The organism is Thauera sp. 27 (genome assembly GCF_000310125.2).
Classification (GTDB): Bacteria; Pseudomonadota; Gammaproteobacteria; order Burkholderiales; family Rhodocyclaceae; genus Thauera; species Thauera mechernichensis.
In genome coordinates, this window is the sequence record NZ_AMXB01000005.1 from 88,182 (window position 1) to 105,087 (window position 16,906).

Genomic DNA, 16,906 nt, shown 5'->3' on the forward strand with positions numbered 1-16,906 from the left:
ACTGCCCTCCCATCATTCTTCGAACCAATGGGCGCGCGCAACGGATATCAGCGCCTTGGCTCTTTCTTCGTCGATCCCAGCCATCTCGACCAGCTCGTCGACCGCAAGGTCAGCCAGGTCGTCGCGGGTACGAATGCCCTGCTGGGCAAGTTTGGCGGCAAGGGACTTCTCCATGCCGTCCAGATTGAGCAGATCATCGGCTACGTTCTCGAGCTGCTCCTCGGTGACGATGGCCTCGGTCAGCAGCACGTTACGTGCGCGATTGCGCAGCTCGTTGACCGTATCCTCGTCGAAGGCTTCGATCTCCAGCATCTCGGCCAGCGGCACGTAGGCCACTTCCTCGAGCGAAGAGAAACCCTCCTCGATCAGGATGTCGGCGAGTTCTTCGTCCACATCCAGTTTCTCCATGAACAGCGCGCGCAGCCCCTGCTGCTCCTGCGCCGTCTTTTCGGCCGACTCCTGCTCGCTCATCAGGTTGATCGTCCACCCGGTGAGTTCGGACGCCAGCTTCACGTTCTGGCCGTTGCGGCCAATGGCGATGGCGAGGTTGTTCTCGTCCACCACCACATCCATGGCATGCGCCTCTTCATCTACGACGATCGACACGACTTCGGCAGGCTGCAGCGCAGCGACCACGAACTGCGCCGGATCGGACGACCACACGATGATGTCGACCTGCTCGCCGCCGACCTCGTTGCGCACCGCGGTCACGCGCGAGCCGCGCAGGCCCACGCAGGTACCGATCGGATCGATGCGCTGATCGTTGGACTTGACCGCGATCTTGGCACGCAGGCCGGGGTCGCGGGCGCAAGCCTTGAGCTCGAGCAGACCATCTTCGATCTCGGGCACTTCGAGCTCGAACAGCTTCATCAGGAACTCGGGCGCGGTGCGCGACAACACCAGTTGCGGACCGCGGGCGCCGCGATCGATGCGCAGCAGGAAGGCCTTGACGCGATCGCCCACGCGCAGGTTCTCGCGCGGAATCTGCTGGTCGCGCGGCAGCACGGCTTCCATGCGACCGACCTCGATGATCGCGCTACCACGCTCCATGCGCTTGATCGAACCCGAAACGAGGAATTCCTTGCGATCGAGGAAGTCGTTGAGCACCTGCTCGCGCTCGGCATCGCGGATGCGCTGCAGGATGACCTGCTTGGCAGCCTGCGCACCAATACGACCGAAGTCGATGGGCTCGAGCTCCTCTTCGATGTAGTCGCCGATCTGCACATCGGCGCGCAGCTCGCGCGCATCGATGATGCCCATCTCGGCCTCATCGTTGGTGACCTCCTCATCAAGCATCACCAGCCAGCGACGCGTCGACGTGTAGTCACCCGAGTCGCGGTCGATCGACACCACCACGTCGGCATCATCGTGGATGCGTTTCTTGGTCGCAGAGGCCAAGGCGGTTTCGAGCGCGGAAAAAACGATGTCCCGGGCGACATTCTTCTCGCGCGCCAGGGCATCCACAAGCAGCAGGATCTCGCGGCTCATTTCAGTAAAACCTCCACATCCACAGTCTCAAAATTGGGGTACCAGACGTGCTTTCTCGATGTCGCCGAAGGGCAGCATGACCTCGCCCTTCTCGGTGCGCAGCGCCACTGCACCGTCACGCACACCCTCGATCACGCCGACAAAATTACGTTGATTGCCGATCGGCAGCGTCAGTCGCACCTGCGCCTGCTCGCCGGCGAAACGTTCGAAATCGGCCAGCTTCTTGAGCGGACGGTCAAGACCCGGCGAGGACACCTCGAGCCGGTCATAGTCAACGTTCTCGACCTCGAACACGCGCTGGAGCTGGTTGCTGACGGTCGCGCAGTCATCGACCGTGATGCCGCGCTCGATATCGAGAAAGATGCGCAGCAGACGCCCCTTGGGAGAGAACTCGACATCCACGAGCTCGTATCCAAGACCCGTCACCACCTGCTCGATCAGTTGCTCGACATCGGTACGCATTGCGCCTCCCAGCCCCTTCTACTCACTCTTCATGGACGCCATAACCGGCGCCACAAATAAAAAATGGGCGAAACGCCCATCAAACAATTGCTCCTGCAGGAAATACACCGCTGGTCACAACCGCAAGACGGACGGCCACCATCCGACCAACACGCCCGAAGCAAACGACTGGCGCACAATCGGAAACCTATCCATCAAAGCCGCGAGAGTATAGCGCCAAAGCGCCGCGCGGGCAAACCGTCGTGAAACGAGGTCTGCACCGGGCAGCGCCCTTCCGAACACCGGGCGAAAGCGCGTAACGCGACCGGCGTTTCGCTCAACGCTCCTTCGCCCCGCCACGCGGCTGCGTGCGATGGAGCTTCACCGGGCGTTTGGCACGCTCGTCACTCTCGCGACTCTGCGGCACGGGGACGCCGGCAAGACGGCAGGCATCGGCCTCCGGCATCTCCATCCACATACCCCGCTTGAGACGCGCCGGCAACTCAACGCTACCGTAGCGGACCCGCATCAGGCGACTCACGGTCAGGCCGACCGCCTCGAACATGCGACGCACCTCGCGATTGCGGCCCTCCGAGATCGTCACCCGATACCAATGATTGGCACCCTCGCCGCCCTCGGCGCGCAGCTGGTTGAATTTAGCCAGCCCGTCTTCGAGCTGAATGCCCTCGCACAACGACTGCGCCTGCTCTTCTGTCAGCTCACCGAGCACCCGCACCGCGTACTCGCGCTCGAGTTCGTAGCGCGGATGCATCAGGCGGTTGGCCAGATCGCCGTCGTTGGTAAATAGCAACAAGCCGGAAGTATTGAAGTCCAGCCGCCCCACCGCCAGCCAGCGCCCCTTGCGTAGCAACGGCAGGCGCTCGAATACGGTCGGCCGGCCTTCTGGATCATCGCGCGAAACGATTTCACCCTCGGGCTTGTGGTAGATGAGCACGCGCGGACTACGCTGGGAAAAGCGCAGCGGCACCAGCTTGCCATTGACCTTGACGCGATCGCCGGGACCGATCTTCTGCCCAAGTGCTGCCGGCAAGCCGTTCACCGAAATCCGGCCGGCCAGCACCCAGTCCTCGATCTCGCGACGCGACGCGACCCCGGCCTGAGCCAGAACCTTCTGCAGCCGCTCGGGCTCGGTCAGCGTGGTCGGCGCATTGCGCGCCCGCCCCGACACACCACCACGTGGCGCTCGTTCGCCGCGCTGAGGCTGACCAAGGGCAGTCTGGTGCGCATCCGCCCTGCGCGCAGGATCGTCCGGACGACGAGAGCCGCGCCCACTCTCCGGACGCGCGCGCCGCGCACCGCGCGGGTCCGCATTCAGGTGCGCATCCGGCGCGCTCGGCTGCGCCTCCTCGTCCCGCGCCGCGCGGCGATCGGCACGCGGGTCGCGATCGAGGATCTCGATGGCGTCAGACTTCTTCTTCGTGGGCGGCCGCAGGGGCCTGTTCGGTTTGCGAGACATCGACTAGATCCATAATTTTCTCGATTTCGGCCAGCGCCGGCAGCTCGGTCAGGCTGCGCAGCCCCATGTCATCGAGGAAGCGCCGGGTGGTGGCGAACAAGGCCGGCCGGCCGGGCGTATCGCGCTGGCCGACAACATCGACCCAACCGCGCGACTCGAGTGTTTTCAGTATGTTCGGCGACACCGCCACCCCGCGTATGTCTTCAATGTCGCCACGCGTCACGGGCTGCCGGTATGCAATGATCGCCAGCGTTTCCATCACCGCCCGCGAGTAGCGCGGCGGCTTTTCATCCTTCAGGCGGTCGAGATAGACCTGATACTGCGGCCGCGTCTGGAAGCGCCAACCGCTGGCGAGCTGCACCAGCTCCACGCCGCGATCAGCCGCCACCCATTCCTCGCGCAGCGCATCAAGCAGCCTGCGCACGAGATCCGGGCCGGGATCGTCGTCGAACAGGCGCCTCAGGCTGGCCACGGACAACGGCGCAGTAGCGGCCAGCAAGGCTGCCTCGACCACTCGCAACCAGGCCTCAGGCGTCGCTTCGCGTTCCATCGGCCAATTTCACGTAGATCGGCGCAAACGCCTCATTCTGAGTCACTTCGACCAACCTCTCCTTGACCAGCTCGAGCACGGCAAGAAAGCTGACCACCAGCCCCGCCGCCCCGAGTGCGGTATCGAACAGCGCATCGAACACCACGAAGCCCCCATCGCCCAGCCTGCGCAGGATTGCCGTCATGTGCTCGCGCACGGAAGGCTGCTCCCGCCCAACTCGGTGGTGCTGGTTCAGGCGCGCCTTCTTCATGATGCGCAGCCAGGCCAGCTGCAGATCATGCAGACTGACCTCGGGTTGGCGCTCGACAAGCTTCTCGGCGACGAACACGCCGACCCACTCGAAATCGCGCTCCACGCGAGGCATCGCATCGAGGCGCAGCGCGGCGATCTTCATCTGCTCGTACTCGACCAGCCGGCGCACCAGTTCCGCGCGCGGATCCGCTTCCTCGGCCCCCTCTCGCGGCGGCCTCGGCAGCAGCATGCGCGACTTGATCTCGAGCAACACCGCCGCCATCAACAGGTACTCGGCTGCGAGCTCGAGGTTGCTCTGCCGCATGGCTTCGACGTACTCGAGGTACTGTGCGGTGAGCGGCGCCATCGGAATATCGAGGACATCGAGATTCGCTTTGCGGATCAGGTACAGCAGCAGATCCAGCGGCCCTTCGAACGCATCCAGGAACACCTGCAGTGCGTCGGGCGGAATATACAGGTCTTTGGGCAGTTCGAGCAGGGGCTCGCCATAAATGCGCGCCACCGAATCGAGAACATCCTGCGCCTCGACAGGCGCGAGATCGAGCGCCAGGTTCATGGCCGCTCACGCTCGCGGGAACCCGGCGCCGCCATCAGCCGTAATCCAGGCCCATCGCCTCACGCACATCGCGCATGGTTTCCTGCGCGAGCTTGCGCGCCCGCTCGCAACCATCTGCAACGATGCTGCGAACGAGGCCAGGATCGTCAAGATAGGGCTGGGCGCGCTCGTGCAGCCCCTCCTGCTCCTCGAGGATCGCTTCAAGGACGGGTTGCTTGCACTCGAGGCAGCCGATCGAGGCACTACGGCAACCACGCTGCGCCCACGCCAGAGTGTCCTCGTTCGAGTAGATCATGTGCAGTTGCCACACCGGGCAGCGCTCGGGCTCGCCCGGATCGGTACGCCGCATGCGCGCCGGATCGGTCTGCATCGTGCGCACCTTGCGCGTGACGCTGTCGGCATCCTCGCGCAGGTTGATGGTATTGCCGTAGGCCTTGGACATCTTCTGCCCATCCAGGCCAGGCATGCGCGAGACCGGCGCAAGCAAGGCCTCGGGCTCGACCAGGATCATCTTGCCGCCGCCTTCCAGATAACCGTAAAGGCGCTCGCGATCGCCCAGGCTCAGGTTCTGGGTCTCGTCGAGCAAGGCTTTCGCCTGCTCGAGCGCCTCATCGTCGCCATCCTGCTGAAAGCGGGTGCGCAGATCATGGTAGAGCCGCGCGCGCTTGGCACCGAGCTTGCGAACGGCCTCTCGGGCCTTGTCCTCGAAGCCGGGCTCGCGGCCGTACAGGTGATTGAACCGGCGGGCGAGCTCGCGGGTGATCTCGACATGCGGCACCTGATCCTCGCCAACCGGCACCTTGTCGGCGCGATAGATGAGGATGTCCGCAGACTGCAGCAGCGGATAGCCCAGAAAGCCGTAGGTCGACAGCTCGGCACCCTCGCCACGCTCCTGCTGCTCCTTCCAGCCCGGAACGCGCTCGAGCCAGCCGAGCGGCGTCATCATCGACAGCAGCAAGTGGAGCTCGGCATGCTCGGGCACCCGGGACTGGATGAAGAGGGTAGCCTGCGCCGGATCGACGCCAGCGGCGAGCCAATCGACAAGCATGGTCCACACGTTGTCGGCAATGACTTCGGGGCTGTCGTAGTGGGTGGTGAGGGCATGCCAGTCGGCGACGAAGAAGAAGCAGGGAAACTCCTCCTGCAGCTTCACCCAGTTCTTGAGCACACCGTGATGGTGCCCGAGGTGAAGCCTGCCGCTGGGGCGCATGCCTGAAAGAACGCGTTCTGCGTACATGGGGGTCAGAAACCGAGGACGGTTGAGAGCAGGTAGCGGAAACCAGCGATCAGCGGCCACAGGATGGTGCCGAGGATGCCGGTGAACAACAACACAAGCAGGATCGGGAAGCCATAGGGCTCCAGCCGTGCAAAGCGCCAGGCAAGCCGATTCGGCAACAGGCTGACGGCAATGCGGCCGCCGTCGAGAGGCGGAATCGGCAGCAGATTGAGCACCATCAGCACGGCATTGATCTGGATGCCGGCGTCGGCCATCTTGAGCATCGGCAGGGTATAGGCGCCGGGCTCTGAAGTTGCCGCAATACGAAAAAGCAGCCCCCAGGCCACAGCCATGAGGAGATTCACGAAAGGTCCCGCTGCGGCAACCCAGAGCATGTCGGCCTTGGGATTGCGCAGGCGACCAAAATTGACCGGCACCGGCTTGGCCCAGCCAAACAGGATGCCACCCGCCCCGAACAGCGTCGTCAGCGCAAGAATGCCCGCAGGCACGAGAATGGTGCCGACCGGGTCGATGTGCTTGAGCGGGTTGAGCGTGATACGGCCGGCCAGATCGGCGGTCGGATCGCCGAAATGACGCGCAACGTAGCCATGCGCGGCCTCGTGCAAGGTGATCGCCAGCAGCACGGGCAGTGCCCAGATGGCCAGGATGGGGATCAGTGAATCCATGGAATGCTTGATCGTCCTCGCGGCGGCCTAAAGTCCGAATGGCTCGAGCGCACCCCGCCCGGCACGCACAAGCTCGGGCGCCCCGGAGGTGAGGTCGATCACCGTCGTCGCCTCAGGGCCACAATAACCAGCCTCGATGATGAGCTCGACCTGCTTCTCGAGGCGCTCGCGAATCTCGTCGGCATCGCTCATGGGCAGCGTTTCGCCCGGCAGGATGAGGGTCGACGTGAGCAGCGGCCCTTCGATCTCGGCAAGCAAGGCCGATACGACGGCATGCTCGGGCACGCGCAGACCGATCGTCTTGCGCTTCGGATGCAGAACGCGCCGCGGCAACTCCTTGGTCCCTTCGAGAATGAAGGTATAGGGGCCTGGCGTGGTGGCCTTGAGCAAGCGGTACTGGCCATTGTCAACGCGCGCATAGGTGCCGATCTCCGACAGGTCGCGGCACATAAGCGTGAAGTGATGACGCTCGTCGACGCCACGCAGACGACGGATGCGTTCGAGCAGCCCCGCATCGCCCATCTGGCAGACGAGGGCATAGGCCGAGTCGGTCGGCAGCACGACCAGCCCGCCGCGGCGGATGATCTCGGCCGCCTGGCGGATCAGGCGCGCCTGAGGTTGCTCGGGATGAAGGGAGAAGAACTGTGCCATGTGCTTGTCGTAGAGTGCTCGATATGGGTCGGCAGGGGGTCGGCAGGACCGCCTCCCGGTTGAATGCGCTGGCGGCGCGCTACTGACGAGCCTACATAAGCCGCGACCACACCGGCTGCAGATCGGCCGGCAAGGGATTGCAGCACCCCAGGTCAACAGCGCTCTCGGCTGCGCCATGAAAGTCCGAGGCGCGGGATGCAAGCAAGCCACGGCGACGGGCAAGACTGGCAAAGCGCCGCATCTCGTCCTCGGTATGCGCCCCGGAAACAACCTCGACCGCTTCGCCCCCGGCTGCGATGAAGCAATCGAACAGGCGCTCGAGATCGGCGCCCGACAGCCGGTAGCGCGCCGGGTGAGCGACCACCGCAATACCACCCGCAGCACGAATCCAGCCCACCGCATCCTCGAGCCTGGCCCAGGCATGGTCGACAAAGCCGGGCTTGCCCCGCACCAGGTAGTGGTCAAATACGGTCTTGACATCGGGCATGACGCCGGCGGCCACCAGATGACGGGCGAAGTGCGCGCGGCTGACCAGGGCAGGATTGCGGGCAAAGCGGTGGGCACCCGCCAGCGCATCACGAATACCCACGCGCTCGAGCGCCTCGCCAATGCGCTTCGCCCTTGCGTCGCGACCTGCCCGCAGCTGCGCGAGCCCATCGACCAGCACGGGATGACGGTGATCCACACCAAGGCCGACGATGTGAATGGTCTCGCCCGCAAACGACACGGAAATCTCCACCCCGGCAACAAAGCGCAAGCCGTGCGCCGAAGCGACCCGCGCCGCAGCGTCAATGCCACCAAGCTCGTCGTGATCGGTCAGCGCAAGCAGGTCCACGCCATTTGCGAGCGCGCGCAGCACCACATCCTCCGGGTCCAGCCAGCCGTCCGACACCGTCGAGTGACAATGCAGGTCGGCGTTGATGGCGTGTGGCGATGCTGGGTGCGAAGGGGTCATCAAGGGGAAGCAGGAAACGGTCGGCCCTGCATCATAGCAAAGCGCCATCGTCACGACGCGCCAAAGGGTCGCAAAGCAGGTCGCAAAGCGCAGGGGTTCGGGCTCGACAGCGCACGATCCCTGCACCTGGTCGTATCATCGTCGCCTGCACGAAGGACCGCCGCCATGATCAACCCGCCTCCCACGCCACCACAGCCCCTACCGTCGTCCCCGCCTGACAGCTCGCGTACCCCTGGCCCAAAACCCACCACCCACACGCTTTTCGAGGACGTGCAGGGGGTGCTCACAGGCTGCCTGTTCGTGGCCCTCGCCCTTGTGATGTTCCGCGAGAGCTCGCTGCTCACTGGCGGCACCACCGGCCTGTCCTTTCTCATGCACTACCTTGCCGACTGGCCGCTGGGCGTGTCGCTCGTGATCCTGAACCTGCCCTTCTATGCCTTTGGGCTGCGCGCACTCGGCCTGGCATTCACGATCAAGACCTTCTGCGCCGTCGCCGTACTGGCCCTGTATACCGAGACGCTCCCATTGCTGGTGAGCTTCGACGTGCTCAACCCGGTCTTTGCAAGCATCATGGCAGGGCTGCTCGCGGGCACCGGGATCCTGATCCTCATCCGCCATGGCGCCAGCCTGGGAGGCGTCACCATTCTCGGCCTCTACCTGCAGAAGCGCCGCGGCTGGCGCGCGGGTTCGGTGCAGATGGTGGCCGACATACTGATCATGACGCTCGGGTTGCTCGCGCTGAGCATAGACAAGATTGCGCTCTCCATCCTGGCTGCCGCAGCGGTCAATCTCGTCATCGCAGTCAATCACCGCCCGGACCGTTACTTCGGGATCTAGCCCGCCTCCCCGCCAGCCGCATCACCCACCTCGGCCAGCGCCCGTGCGGCGATCGCCGCTGCAATCATGGCCTCCCTGCTGTCGGGCGATTCCAGACTGATGCGTCCCAGCGCCCCGTCTCGATAGTCCTGCAGCAGGATCTGCGCCGCCTTCTCGAGGTCCAGCCCACCGCCCTTGACGAGACAACCGCGCCGGCGACCGACCGCCTCGACCAGCGCCGGACCATCGAGTGTGGCAACCGCTGCACGCTCGAGCCGGTAGCGCGCAGCCAGCCTGTCGGCATAGCGCGCCAACAGGATCTCGCCGAGAAAGGCAGCCACCTCCTCGTCGATGACGGCGTTGCGGCCAATCGCATGGCTGGCCGCGAGCATGTAGCCATCCGCGTCGTAATCGATCTTCGGCCACATCATCCCCGGTGTGTCGGTCAGCGTCATGCCCGGCCCCAGATCGAGCGTCTGCTGGTGCTTGGTCACGGCCGGCTCATCGCCGACCTTGGCCACCTTGCGCTTGAGCAGAGCGTTCATCAGCGTCGACTTGCCCACATTGGGTATGCCCATGATCATCATGCGCAGGGGCTTGGTGCCGTCGTCGCGATGGGGCGCAAGCTCACGGCAGAGCGTCGGAATGCGTGCGACATCCGCCGCACTCTTGGCCGAAATCGCAACGGCCCTGACCCCGGGCTGGCGGTTGTAGAACGCCATCCAGGCCCGCGTCACCTCCGGATCGGCAAGGTCGGACTTGTTGAGCAACTTCAGGCAGGGACGATTACGAAACCGCCGCAGCTCGGCGATCATCGGGTTGCTGCTCGCTTCCGGCAGGCGCGCGTCGGTCACCTCGATGACGACATCGATGGCAGCCATTGCCTCGGCCGCCTTCTTGCGCGCCGACGCCATGTGCCCCGGGAACCACTGGATGGGCATGGGAGTTCCGTAGATCAGGAGAAGCACAGATTATCCCACCGCACACCCACTGGCGCGAACAAGACATCGGCCACTTTCGGCGCAACTCAAAATAAATTCACGCATCCGCGAAAAACCGTGTATCGTGCCGTTCGCAGTCGATTCAAGCAGTGGTTGTTCTGGTGGTTGCCCAGCGAGTTCCAAGAGAACGCGTGTCGGTTTGATGCCTCCTGATTACGTTTCTTGATCGTTCCTGCATCTCCGGGGCGCAAGCCCGCAATTCTTCATATGGAACGCAAAATGAGCACTCAAACCGGTACCGTGAAATGGTTCAACGACGCCAAGGGCTTCGGCTTCATCACTCCTGAAGGCGGCGGCGACGACCTGTTCGCCCACTTCTCCGAAATCCAGAGCAAGGGTTTCAAGAGCCTGGCCGAAAACCAGCGCGTCGAATTCGAAGTCAAGACCGGCCCGAAGGGCCTGCAGGCGGCCAACATCCGCCCGCTGTAATCGAAGCGACGTCGCCGACGTCACTCGATGCACCCGAAACGCGGCCTTGCGCCGCGTTTTTGCTTTTCCGGCGCCGGGTGCCAACCGTGACCTCCCCGGTTCGCCCCACTGCGGCCACGAGCCGCTTTTTCGTTCGCAGCGCCAGAATCGCCGATAATCGCGACTTCGCAGCGCTGCTGCACACCGCCGCCTCCGCGGCCCGACAGCCATGACCGACTCTGCCCTCCCCGAATCCGCCAGCCCCGAGGCGACCCTGCGCTTCGCCGATCTCGACCTGCCCGCGCCCCTCCTGTCGGCGCTGGCCGAGGTCGGTTATGAAACGCCGTCGCCCATCCAGGCCGCCTGCATCCCGCAACTGCTGGCCGGCCGCGACATCCTCGGCGAGGCCCAGACCGGCACTGGCAAGACGGCCGCCTTCGCGCTGCCCATGCTCGCCAAGCTCGACCTTGCCGACGCCCGTCCCCAGGTGCTGGTGCTCACCCCCACGCGCGAACTGGCGATCCAGGTGGCGGAAGCCTTCGCCAAGTATGCCCATCACCTCAAGGGCTTCCACGTGCTGCCGATCTACGGCGGCCAGAGCATGGTGGTGCAGTTGCGCCAGTTGTCGCGCGGCGCCCACATCATCGTCGGCACGCCGGGGCGGGTAATGGACCATCTCGAGCGCGAGAGCCTCAAGCTCGATGCGCTCAAGGCCATCGTCCTCGACGAGGCCGACGAGATGCTGCGCATGGGCTTCATCGACGACGTCGAGTGGATCCTCGAACACACACCGGAGGCGCGCCAGACAGCGCTGTTCTCGGCAACCATGCCGAACGTCATCCGCGACGTCGCCCGCCGCCACCTGCGCGAACCGCAGGAGATCAAGATCCGCGCCGCGACCGCGACCGTCTCCAAGATCAGCCAGCGTTACTGGCTGGTGCGCGGCGTCGACAAGCTCGATGCCCTCACCCGCATCCTCGACGCCGAGGAAAGCTTCGACGCCGCCATCGTCTTCGTGCGCACCAAGATCGCAACGGAAGAGCTCGCCGACAAGCTCGCCGCACGCGGCTACGCAGCCGCGGCGCTCAATGGCGACATGACCCAGGGACTGCGCGAACGGGTCATCGAGCAGCTCAAGAATGGCGCGCTGGACATCGTCATTGCCACCGACGTCGCCGCACGCGGCATCGATGTGCCGCGCGTCTCGCACGTCATCAACTACGACATCCCGTACGACACCGAGGCCTATGTACACCGCATCGGCCGTACCGGCCGCGCCGGCCGCGAGGGGGTAGCGATCCTGTTCGTTGCGCCGCGCGAAACACGCATGCTGAAGATGATCGAGCGGGCCACGCGCCAGCCGATCACACCGATCGCGCTGCCCAGCAACGAAGAAGTGACCAACCTGCGCGTGGCGCAGTTCAAGCGCCAGGTCGTGGATGCCATCGGCGGCGAGGACCTCGGCTTCTTCATGGGCATCGTCAACGACCTGATCGAAGAGAACGAGCTCGATATCCACGAGGTTGCCGCAGCACTGACGCTGCTCGCGCAGCGCGACCGCCCGCTGCAGCTCGAGCAGTCCGGACGCGGCTGGGAAATCGCTACCGCCCCCACCAGCTTCGAAGGCCGCGCCCCGAGAGCCGAGCACTTTACGACCGGTGCGCCACGCGAACGCACCCAACGCCCCAATCGCGACGAGATCCTCGCCCGCCGCCGCGCCTTTGCAGATGGCGCGCTGGTCCGCTACCGCATCGAGGTTGGTCGCGCCCACGGCGCCAGCCCCAAGGAGATCGTCGGTGCGATCGCCAACGAAGGCGGTATCGAAGGCAAGTACATCGGCCAGATCCACCTCTTCGACGACTTCTCCACGGTCGAGCTGCCCGCGAACCTGCCGGATGATCTGCTCGGCACGCTCAAGCGCACCCGCGTGCGCCAGATGGCACTGAACATCCGTGCCTTGAGTGCAGCCGAAGCCGCCACGATGCCCGAACGGCGCCGCCCCATGCGAGAGGACACCAGCTGGCAAGGCGAACGCAGGCCAAACGATGCCGCGCCGCGCAACCCGCGTGCAAAGCCCGCATACGGCGAAGGCAAGCCGGCCTGGAGCAAGCCGCGCGGCGATCGCCTGCAGCACGACAACCGCCCCGGCGGTCGGCCGCACACCCCTGCAGCGGGCGGCAAGAAGCGACGTCCGGACTGAGCCGGCCCATCCGCACCGCAGCATGGAACTCCTACCCTGGTCGCATCACGCCTCGTCGGGCTTCACGCTGCGCGGACTGCACAGCCCGCCCAGCGGGCGGCCGGTGCTTCACTTCGTGCATGGCAACGGCTATTGCGGCATGGTGTATGCGCCCATGCTGCAATGCCTGGCCGCGCATTTCGATCTGTTCCTGTCAGATGTCCAGGGCCATGGCGACAGCGATCATGGCGGACGCTTCCTGGGCTGGAATAGGACGGCAGAGCTCAGCCTGGAGGCCTGGAACGCACGACGCGGCGTGTTCGGCGATGTCCCCGCGCATGCCGTCGGACACAGCTTCGGCAGCGTCATCAGCTGCCTCATGCTCGCGCGCGCACCGCACGCGTTCGCGCGCGCTGTACTGCTCGATCCCGTCCTGTTTCCCCCCGCAATGATCGGCCTGATGGCCCTGTCCGACGTCGTCGGCCTGTATGGCCGCAACGCACTCGCCCAGCGTGCGCGCAAACGACGCCATCACTGGCCCGACCGCGACGCGGCACGCGCCAACCTTCATGGTCGCGGCATGTTTCGCGGCTGGCATGCGGACGCACTGCAGGCTTACGTCGAGCATGCGCTGCGCGACCTGCCAGGCGGCGGAGTCGAACTCAAGTGCACACCAGCGCGCGAAGCGGAGATCTTCAGCTCCTATCCGCGCCGGCTGTGGCCTGCGCTCGCGCACATCACCACGCCCACGCTGGTTGTGCATGGTCGAGCAACCTTTCCGTTTGCACGACGCGCCATCCTGCGCTGGGAATCTTCGAACGCGGCCGTCCAGCGCACTGAGCTGCCCGGTGGTCACTGCTTCATGCAGGAAGACCCCGAGCGCAGCGCACATGCGGTAAGGAATTTCCTGATGGCAGACGGAGCCGTGCTCGCCCCACTGCCGAGGGCACAGCCCCGGCCATTGCGCTAGAACTCCCCAAAATGGGCTATACCGCAGTAAGCTCTACGCCCCGGGCGGAACGGCCGTGCCGCCGCTCGTCCCCTTTACCCCCTCCTCCTGCGCCAGACCAGGCGCGACGCCTCGGACACCCATGAAGAGTTGCCTGTCGATCCGCCTCTGGAGCCTGGTGCTTGCCGCATGCGCTGCATCCGGGCCCGTACTCGGCGCGCAGGAACTCACCATTGGCGTCTTTGCGATACGCCCGAAGCCCGTCGTCGAGGCCGCATGGACGCCGTTCGCGCAGTATCTCGACGAGAGGCTGCCGGACCACAGCGTACGCCTGCGGGCGCTGGACGAAGGCGAGATGCACGAGGCCCTGGCGCGTGAGGAACTCGACCTCGTCCTCACCAACCCATCGCACTTCGTCGCACTGCGCGGCGGCAACGCGCTGTCGGGCGCAATCGCCACCCTCGTTGGTCGCCACGGCGAGCAAGCGGTCAATCGCTTCGGCGGCGTCATCGTCGCACACGCCGATCGTGACGACCTGACGGGCATCCAGGACCTCGAAGGACGCCGGATCGCCACCACCAGCGCGAACTTCCTCGGCACCTATGCCGCCCAGCTCGCCGAACTCAAGGCAGCGGGCATCCGGACCAGCGCCCTGCACATCCGTACGCTCGACCAGTTCCAGGACAGCGTGATCGATGCGGTGATCGCGGGCCGTGCAGATGCCGGCTTCGTCCGCACAGGACTGCTCGAGGAGCTGGCACGTGAAGGCCACAAGGGCCTCGACACACTGAAGATCCTGAACCGCATCCCGGCAGAATCGCTACCGGGCTTTCCATTCGCCACCTCGACACGCCTTTACCCCGAGTGGCCGCTGGTTGCACTGCCACATGCCGACGAGGCCGCTATCAGGTTGATCGCGTCACATGCGCTGCTGCTGCCCCCCGACCACCCGGCAGCTCATGCCGCGGGGATACACGGCTTCACGATCCCAGCCGACTACTCGGGCGTGGAGACCTTGCTGCGCGAGCTTCGCCTGCCACCCTTCGATCACGCTCCAAGCTTCACCTGGAGCGATGTGTGGGCGCGCTTTCAGGTCTGGATCTTCGTGTTCAGCCTGGCCGTTGTCACCATCCTGCTGTTGCTGGCGAGGCTCACGCAGCGCAATGCCCAGCTTTCACGGGCCCATCGCAAGGCGAGCGCGCTCGCCGAACAGATCGACCTCGAACACCATCACCTGTGCAATGTGGTCGAAGCCACCGGCGCGGCCAGCTGGGAGCTCGATCTCAGGCATGATCGCTACGTGATGGACGCACGCTGGACCCGCATGATGGGCTTCGCCGAGGAAGGACGCACGACGATGAATCGCGCCCAGTGGCGCGAGCTGGTGCACCCGGACGACCTCGCTCGCGCCCAGGCAGCGCTCGACCAGCATCTCCGCGGCGAGTCGCCCTTCTATGAGCAGGACCTGCGCCTGCGCCACTGCGCAGGGCACTGGATCTGGGTGCACGACCGCGGCCATGTCGTGCAGCGCTCATTACACGGCGCTCCCCTCTTGCTGACGGGCGCCCAGCTCGACATCAGCGCACGCAAGCAGGACGAGGAGCGACTGCGCCTCGCCGCCAGTGTGTTCGCCAGTTGCTACGAAGCGATCCTGATCACCGACGCCAACAACTGCATCATCGACATCAATCCGGCCTTTACCCGCATCACCGGCTACAGCCGCGAGGAGGTCCTGGGGCGCAACCCCGCCGTCCTCGGCTCCGGGCGCCAGGGGCGCGAGTTCTACCGCAACATGTGGGCCTCCCTGGAGGAGAACGACCACTGGCAAGGAGAGCTCTGGAACCTGCGCAAGGATGGCAGCGACTTTGCCGAAATGCTGTCGATCAGCCGCGTACGTGACGAGAACGGGCGGCTCATGCACCACGTCGGGCTGTTCTCGGACATCAGCCATCTCAAGCTCCACGAGGAGGAGCTCAACCGCATCGCCTACTTCGACCCGCTCACCGGCGCGCCCAACCGCCGCCTGCTGGACGACCGCCTCCGCCAGGCAATCGCCCACGCGCACCGCACCGGCAAGACGCTCGGCGTCTGCGTGATCGACCTCGACGGTTTCAAGCCGGTCAACGACCGCTACGGCCACGAGGCGGGCGATCGCCTGCTGGTCGAGATCGTCGACCGCCTCAATGGCCTGCTGCGCGCCAGCGACACGGTTGCCCGTCTTGGTGGCGACGAGTTCGTACTGCTTCTCGAGGATGTGGATGGCGATGCAGTGCTCAAGCGCATCCTCGATACGATCCGCCAGCCGATACAGATCGAACAGGACTGGGTTTGCGTCTCGGCAAGTATCGGCGTCACCCTCTTCCCTGAGGACGATGCCGACCCCGACACCCTCCTGCGCCACGCCGACCAGGCGATGTACCGTGCCAAGCAGCGCGGCCGCAACTGTATCCAGCACTTCGACACCTCGATCGAGCAAGGACTCGCGGAAAGACGGGCACGCCATGCCCGCCTGGCCGAAGCGCTGCGCGACGGCGAACTCCTGCTCCTGTTCCAGCCCCAGGTCGACATGCAAAGCGCACGCATGGTGGGCGCAGAAGCCTTGCTGCGCTGGCGCCATCCGACGCGTGGCATGCTATCGCCCGCTCAGTTTCTGGCCGATGCGGAGGGAAGCGAACTGGAGATCGACATCGGCAAATGGGTGCTGGACCAGGCACTGGCCGCGCTCGCGCGCTGGCGCGAGGCCGGGCTCGACGTATCGGTCAGCATCAACGTCAGCGCCAACCAGCTGCAGCAGGCGGGATTCGTCGATTCGGTACGCGCAGCGCTTGCCTGCCAGCCCAGCCTGACCGCGGCCATGCTCAAGCTCGAGATCCTGGAGTCAGCCGCACTCGACGACATGACGTCCGCACTCGAAGTCCTGCGCGCCTGTCGCGGCCTGGGCGTTCGCCTCGCGCTCGACGACTTCGGCACGGGCTACGCGTCACTCAAGCATTTCCGCCAATTGCCGGTCGATCAGCTCAAGATCGACCACAGCTTCGTGATCGACATGCTCGACGACGCCGAGGACCGAGCGATCGTCGAGGGCGTCATCCAGCTTGCCAGCGCGTTCGGCCGCGAAGCAATTGCGGAAGGCGTCGAAACCCCCGCCCATGCTGCTGCACTGGCCGCACTGGGCTGTCGGCTCGGGCAGGGTTTCGGCATTGCCCGCCCAATGCCTGCGGAGCACGTGATGGGCTGGGTGTCGTGGTACGGCGCGACGCCGGTGGAAACCTAGGGCAGAC

The 16,906-nt window shown here is 65.2% G+C and carries 15 protein-coding genes; 5 read left to right on the top strand and 10 right to left on the bottom strand.

Annotated features, from left to right (window positions below; genetic code table 11):
- Nucleotides 1-12: 12 nt before the first annotated feature.
- The 9 genes from nusA to B447_RS03865 all read right to left on the bottom strand — a co-directional run bounded on the left by nusA (nt 13) and on the right by B447_RS03865 (nt 8,272).
- A complete protein-coding gene (nusA, locus tag B447_RS03825) occupies nt 13-1,488 on the bottom strand; it encodes a transcription termination factor NusA (RefSeq protein ID WP_002926557.1) in 1,476 nt (491 codons plus the stop codon).
- A gap of 27 nt (nt 1,489-1,515) precedes the next feature.
- Nucleotides 1,516-1,950, bottom strand: coding sequence for a ribosome maturation factor RimP (gene rimP, locus B447_RS03830; RefSeq protein ID WP_002926560.1), 435 nt, complete (start codon nt 1,948-1,950; stop codon nt 1,516-1,518).
- A gap of 316 nt (nt 1,951-2,266) precedes the next feature.
- On the bottom strand, nt 2,267-3,406 hold the full coding sequence (rluB, locus tag B447_RS03835; protein WP_002936683.1) for a 23S rRNA pseudouridine(2605) synthase RluB: 1,140 nt from the start codon (nt 3,404-3,406) through the stop codon (nt 2,267-2,269).
- A complete protein-coding gene (gene scpB / locus B447_RS03840; RefSeq protein ID WP_002936686.1) occupies nt 3,354-3,956 on the bottom strand; it encodes an SMC-Scp complex subunit ScpB in 603 nt (200 codons plus the stop codon). Before scpB ends, rluB begins: the two co-directional genes overlap by 53 nt.
- Entirely contained in the window at nt 3,934-4,764 is an 831-nt protein-coding gene (locus B447_RS03845) for a segregation and condensation protein A (protein WP_002936689.1), read from the bottom strand. Before B447_RS03845 ends, scpB begins: the two co-directional genes overlap by 23 nt.
- A 34-nt stretch (nt 4,765-4,798) precedes the next feature.
- Nucleotides 4,799-6,001, bottom strand: coding sequence for a tryptophan--tRNA ligase (locus B447_RS03850; RefSeq protein WP_002926569.1), 1,203 nt, complete (start codon nt 5,999-6,001; stop codon nt 4,799-4,801).
- Between the two features lie 5 nt (nt 6,002-6,006).
- Nucleotides 6,007-6,666, bottom strand: a complete 660-nt coding sequence (locus tag B447_RS03855; protein WP_002926570.1) for a site-2 protease family protein — start codon at nt 6,664-6,666, stop codon at nt 6,007-6,009.
- A 27-nt stretch (nt 6,667-6,693) separates the two neighbouring features.
- A complete protein-coding gene (locus tag B447_RS03860) occupies nt 6,694-7,317 on the bottom strand; it encodes an L-threonylcarbamoyladenylate synthase (protein ID WP_002936701.1) in 624 nt (207 codons plus the stop codon).
- A gap of 91 nt (nt 7,318-7,408) precedes the next feature.
- Nucleotides 7,409-8,272 carry a 3',5'-nucleoside bisphosphate phosphatase gene (locus B447_RS03865; protein WP_198291741.1) on the bottom strand — a complete coding sequence of 288 codons (864 nt, stop codon included), beginning with the start codon at nt 8,270-8,272 and terminating at the stop codon, nt 7,409-7,411.
- A gap of 279 nt (nt 8,273-8,551) precedes the next feature.
- On the opposite strand from B447_RS03865, the gene B447_RS03870 reads away from it, so the two are divergent.
- Nucleotides 8,552-9,109: a YitT family protein gene (locus tag B447_RS03870; RefSeq protein WP_002936710.1), complete on the top strand. Its 558-nt coding sequence runs from the start codon at nt 8,552-8,554 to the stop codon at nt 9,107-9,109.
- On the opposite strand, the gene ylqF is transcribed toward B447_RS03870, so the two are convergent.
- Nucleotides 9,106-10,029 carry a ribosome biogenesis GTPase YlqF gene (gene ylqF, locus B447_RS03875; RefSeq protein ID WP_002926579.1) on the bottom strand — a complete coding sequence of 308 codons (924 nt, stop codon included), beginning with the start codon at nt 10,027-10,029 and terminating at the stop codon, nt 9,106-9,108. The two genes, B447_RS03870 and ylqF, sit on opposite strands and share 4 nt — an antisense overlap.
- Nucleotides 10,030-10,308: 279 nt before the next feature.
- On the opposite strand from ylqF, the gene cspE reads away from it, so the two are divergent.
- The 4 genes from cspE to B447_RS03895 all read left to right on the top strand — a co-directional run bounded on the left by cspE (nt 10,309) and on the right by B447_RS03895 (nt 16,899).
- Nucleotides 10,309-10,518 carry a transcription antiterminator/RNA stability regulator CspE gene (gene cspE / locus B447_RS03880; RefSeq protein ID WP_002926583.1) on the top strand — a complete coding sequence of 70 codons (210 nt, stop codon included), beginning with the start codon at nt 10,309-10,311 and terminating at the stop codon, nt 10,516-10,518.
- Nucleotides 10,519-10,726: 208 nt separating this feature from the next.
- Nucleotides 10,727-12,697 (top strand): DEAD/DEAH box helicase, encoded by a 1,971-nt coding sequence (locus tag B447_RS03885; RefSeq protein ID WP_002936713.1) that lies wholly within the window; start codon nt 10,727-10,729, stop codon nt 12,695-12,697.
- Nucleotides 12,698-12,719: 22 nt separating this feature from the next.
- Nucleotides 12,720-13,646, top strand: coding sequence for an alpha/beta fold hydrolase (locus tag B447_RS03890; RefSeq protein WP_002936719.1), 927 nt, complete (start codon nt 12,720-12,722; stop codon nt 13,644-13,646).
- Nucleotides 13,647-13,767: 121 nt separating this feature from the next.
- Nucleotides 13,768-16,899 carry an EAL domain-containing protein gene (locus B447_RS03895; RefSeq protein WP_002936722.1) on the top strand — a complete coding sequence of 1,044 codons (3,132 nt, stop codon included), beginning with the start codon at nt 13,768-13,770 and terminating at the stop codon, nt 16,897-16,899.
- Nucleotides 16,900-16,906: the final 7 nt, after the last annotated feature.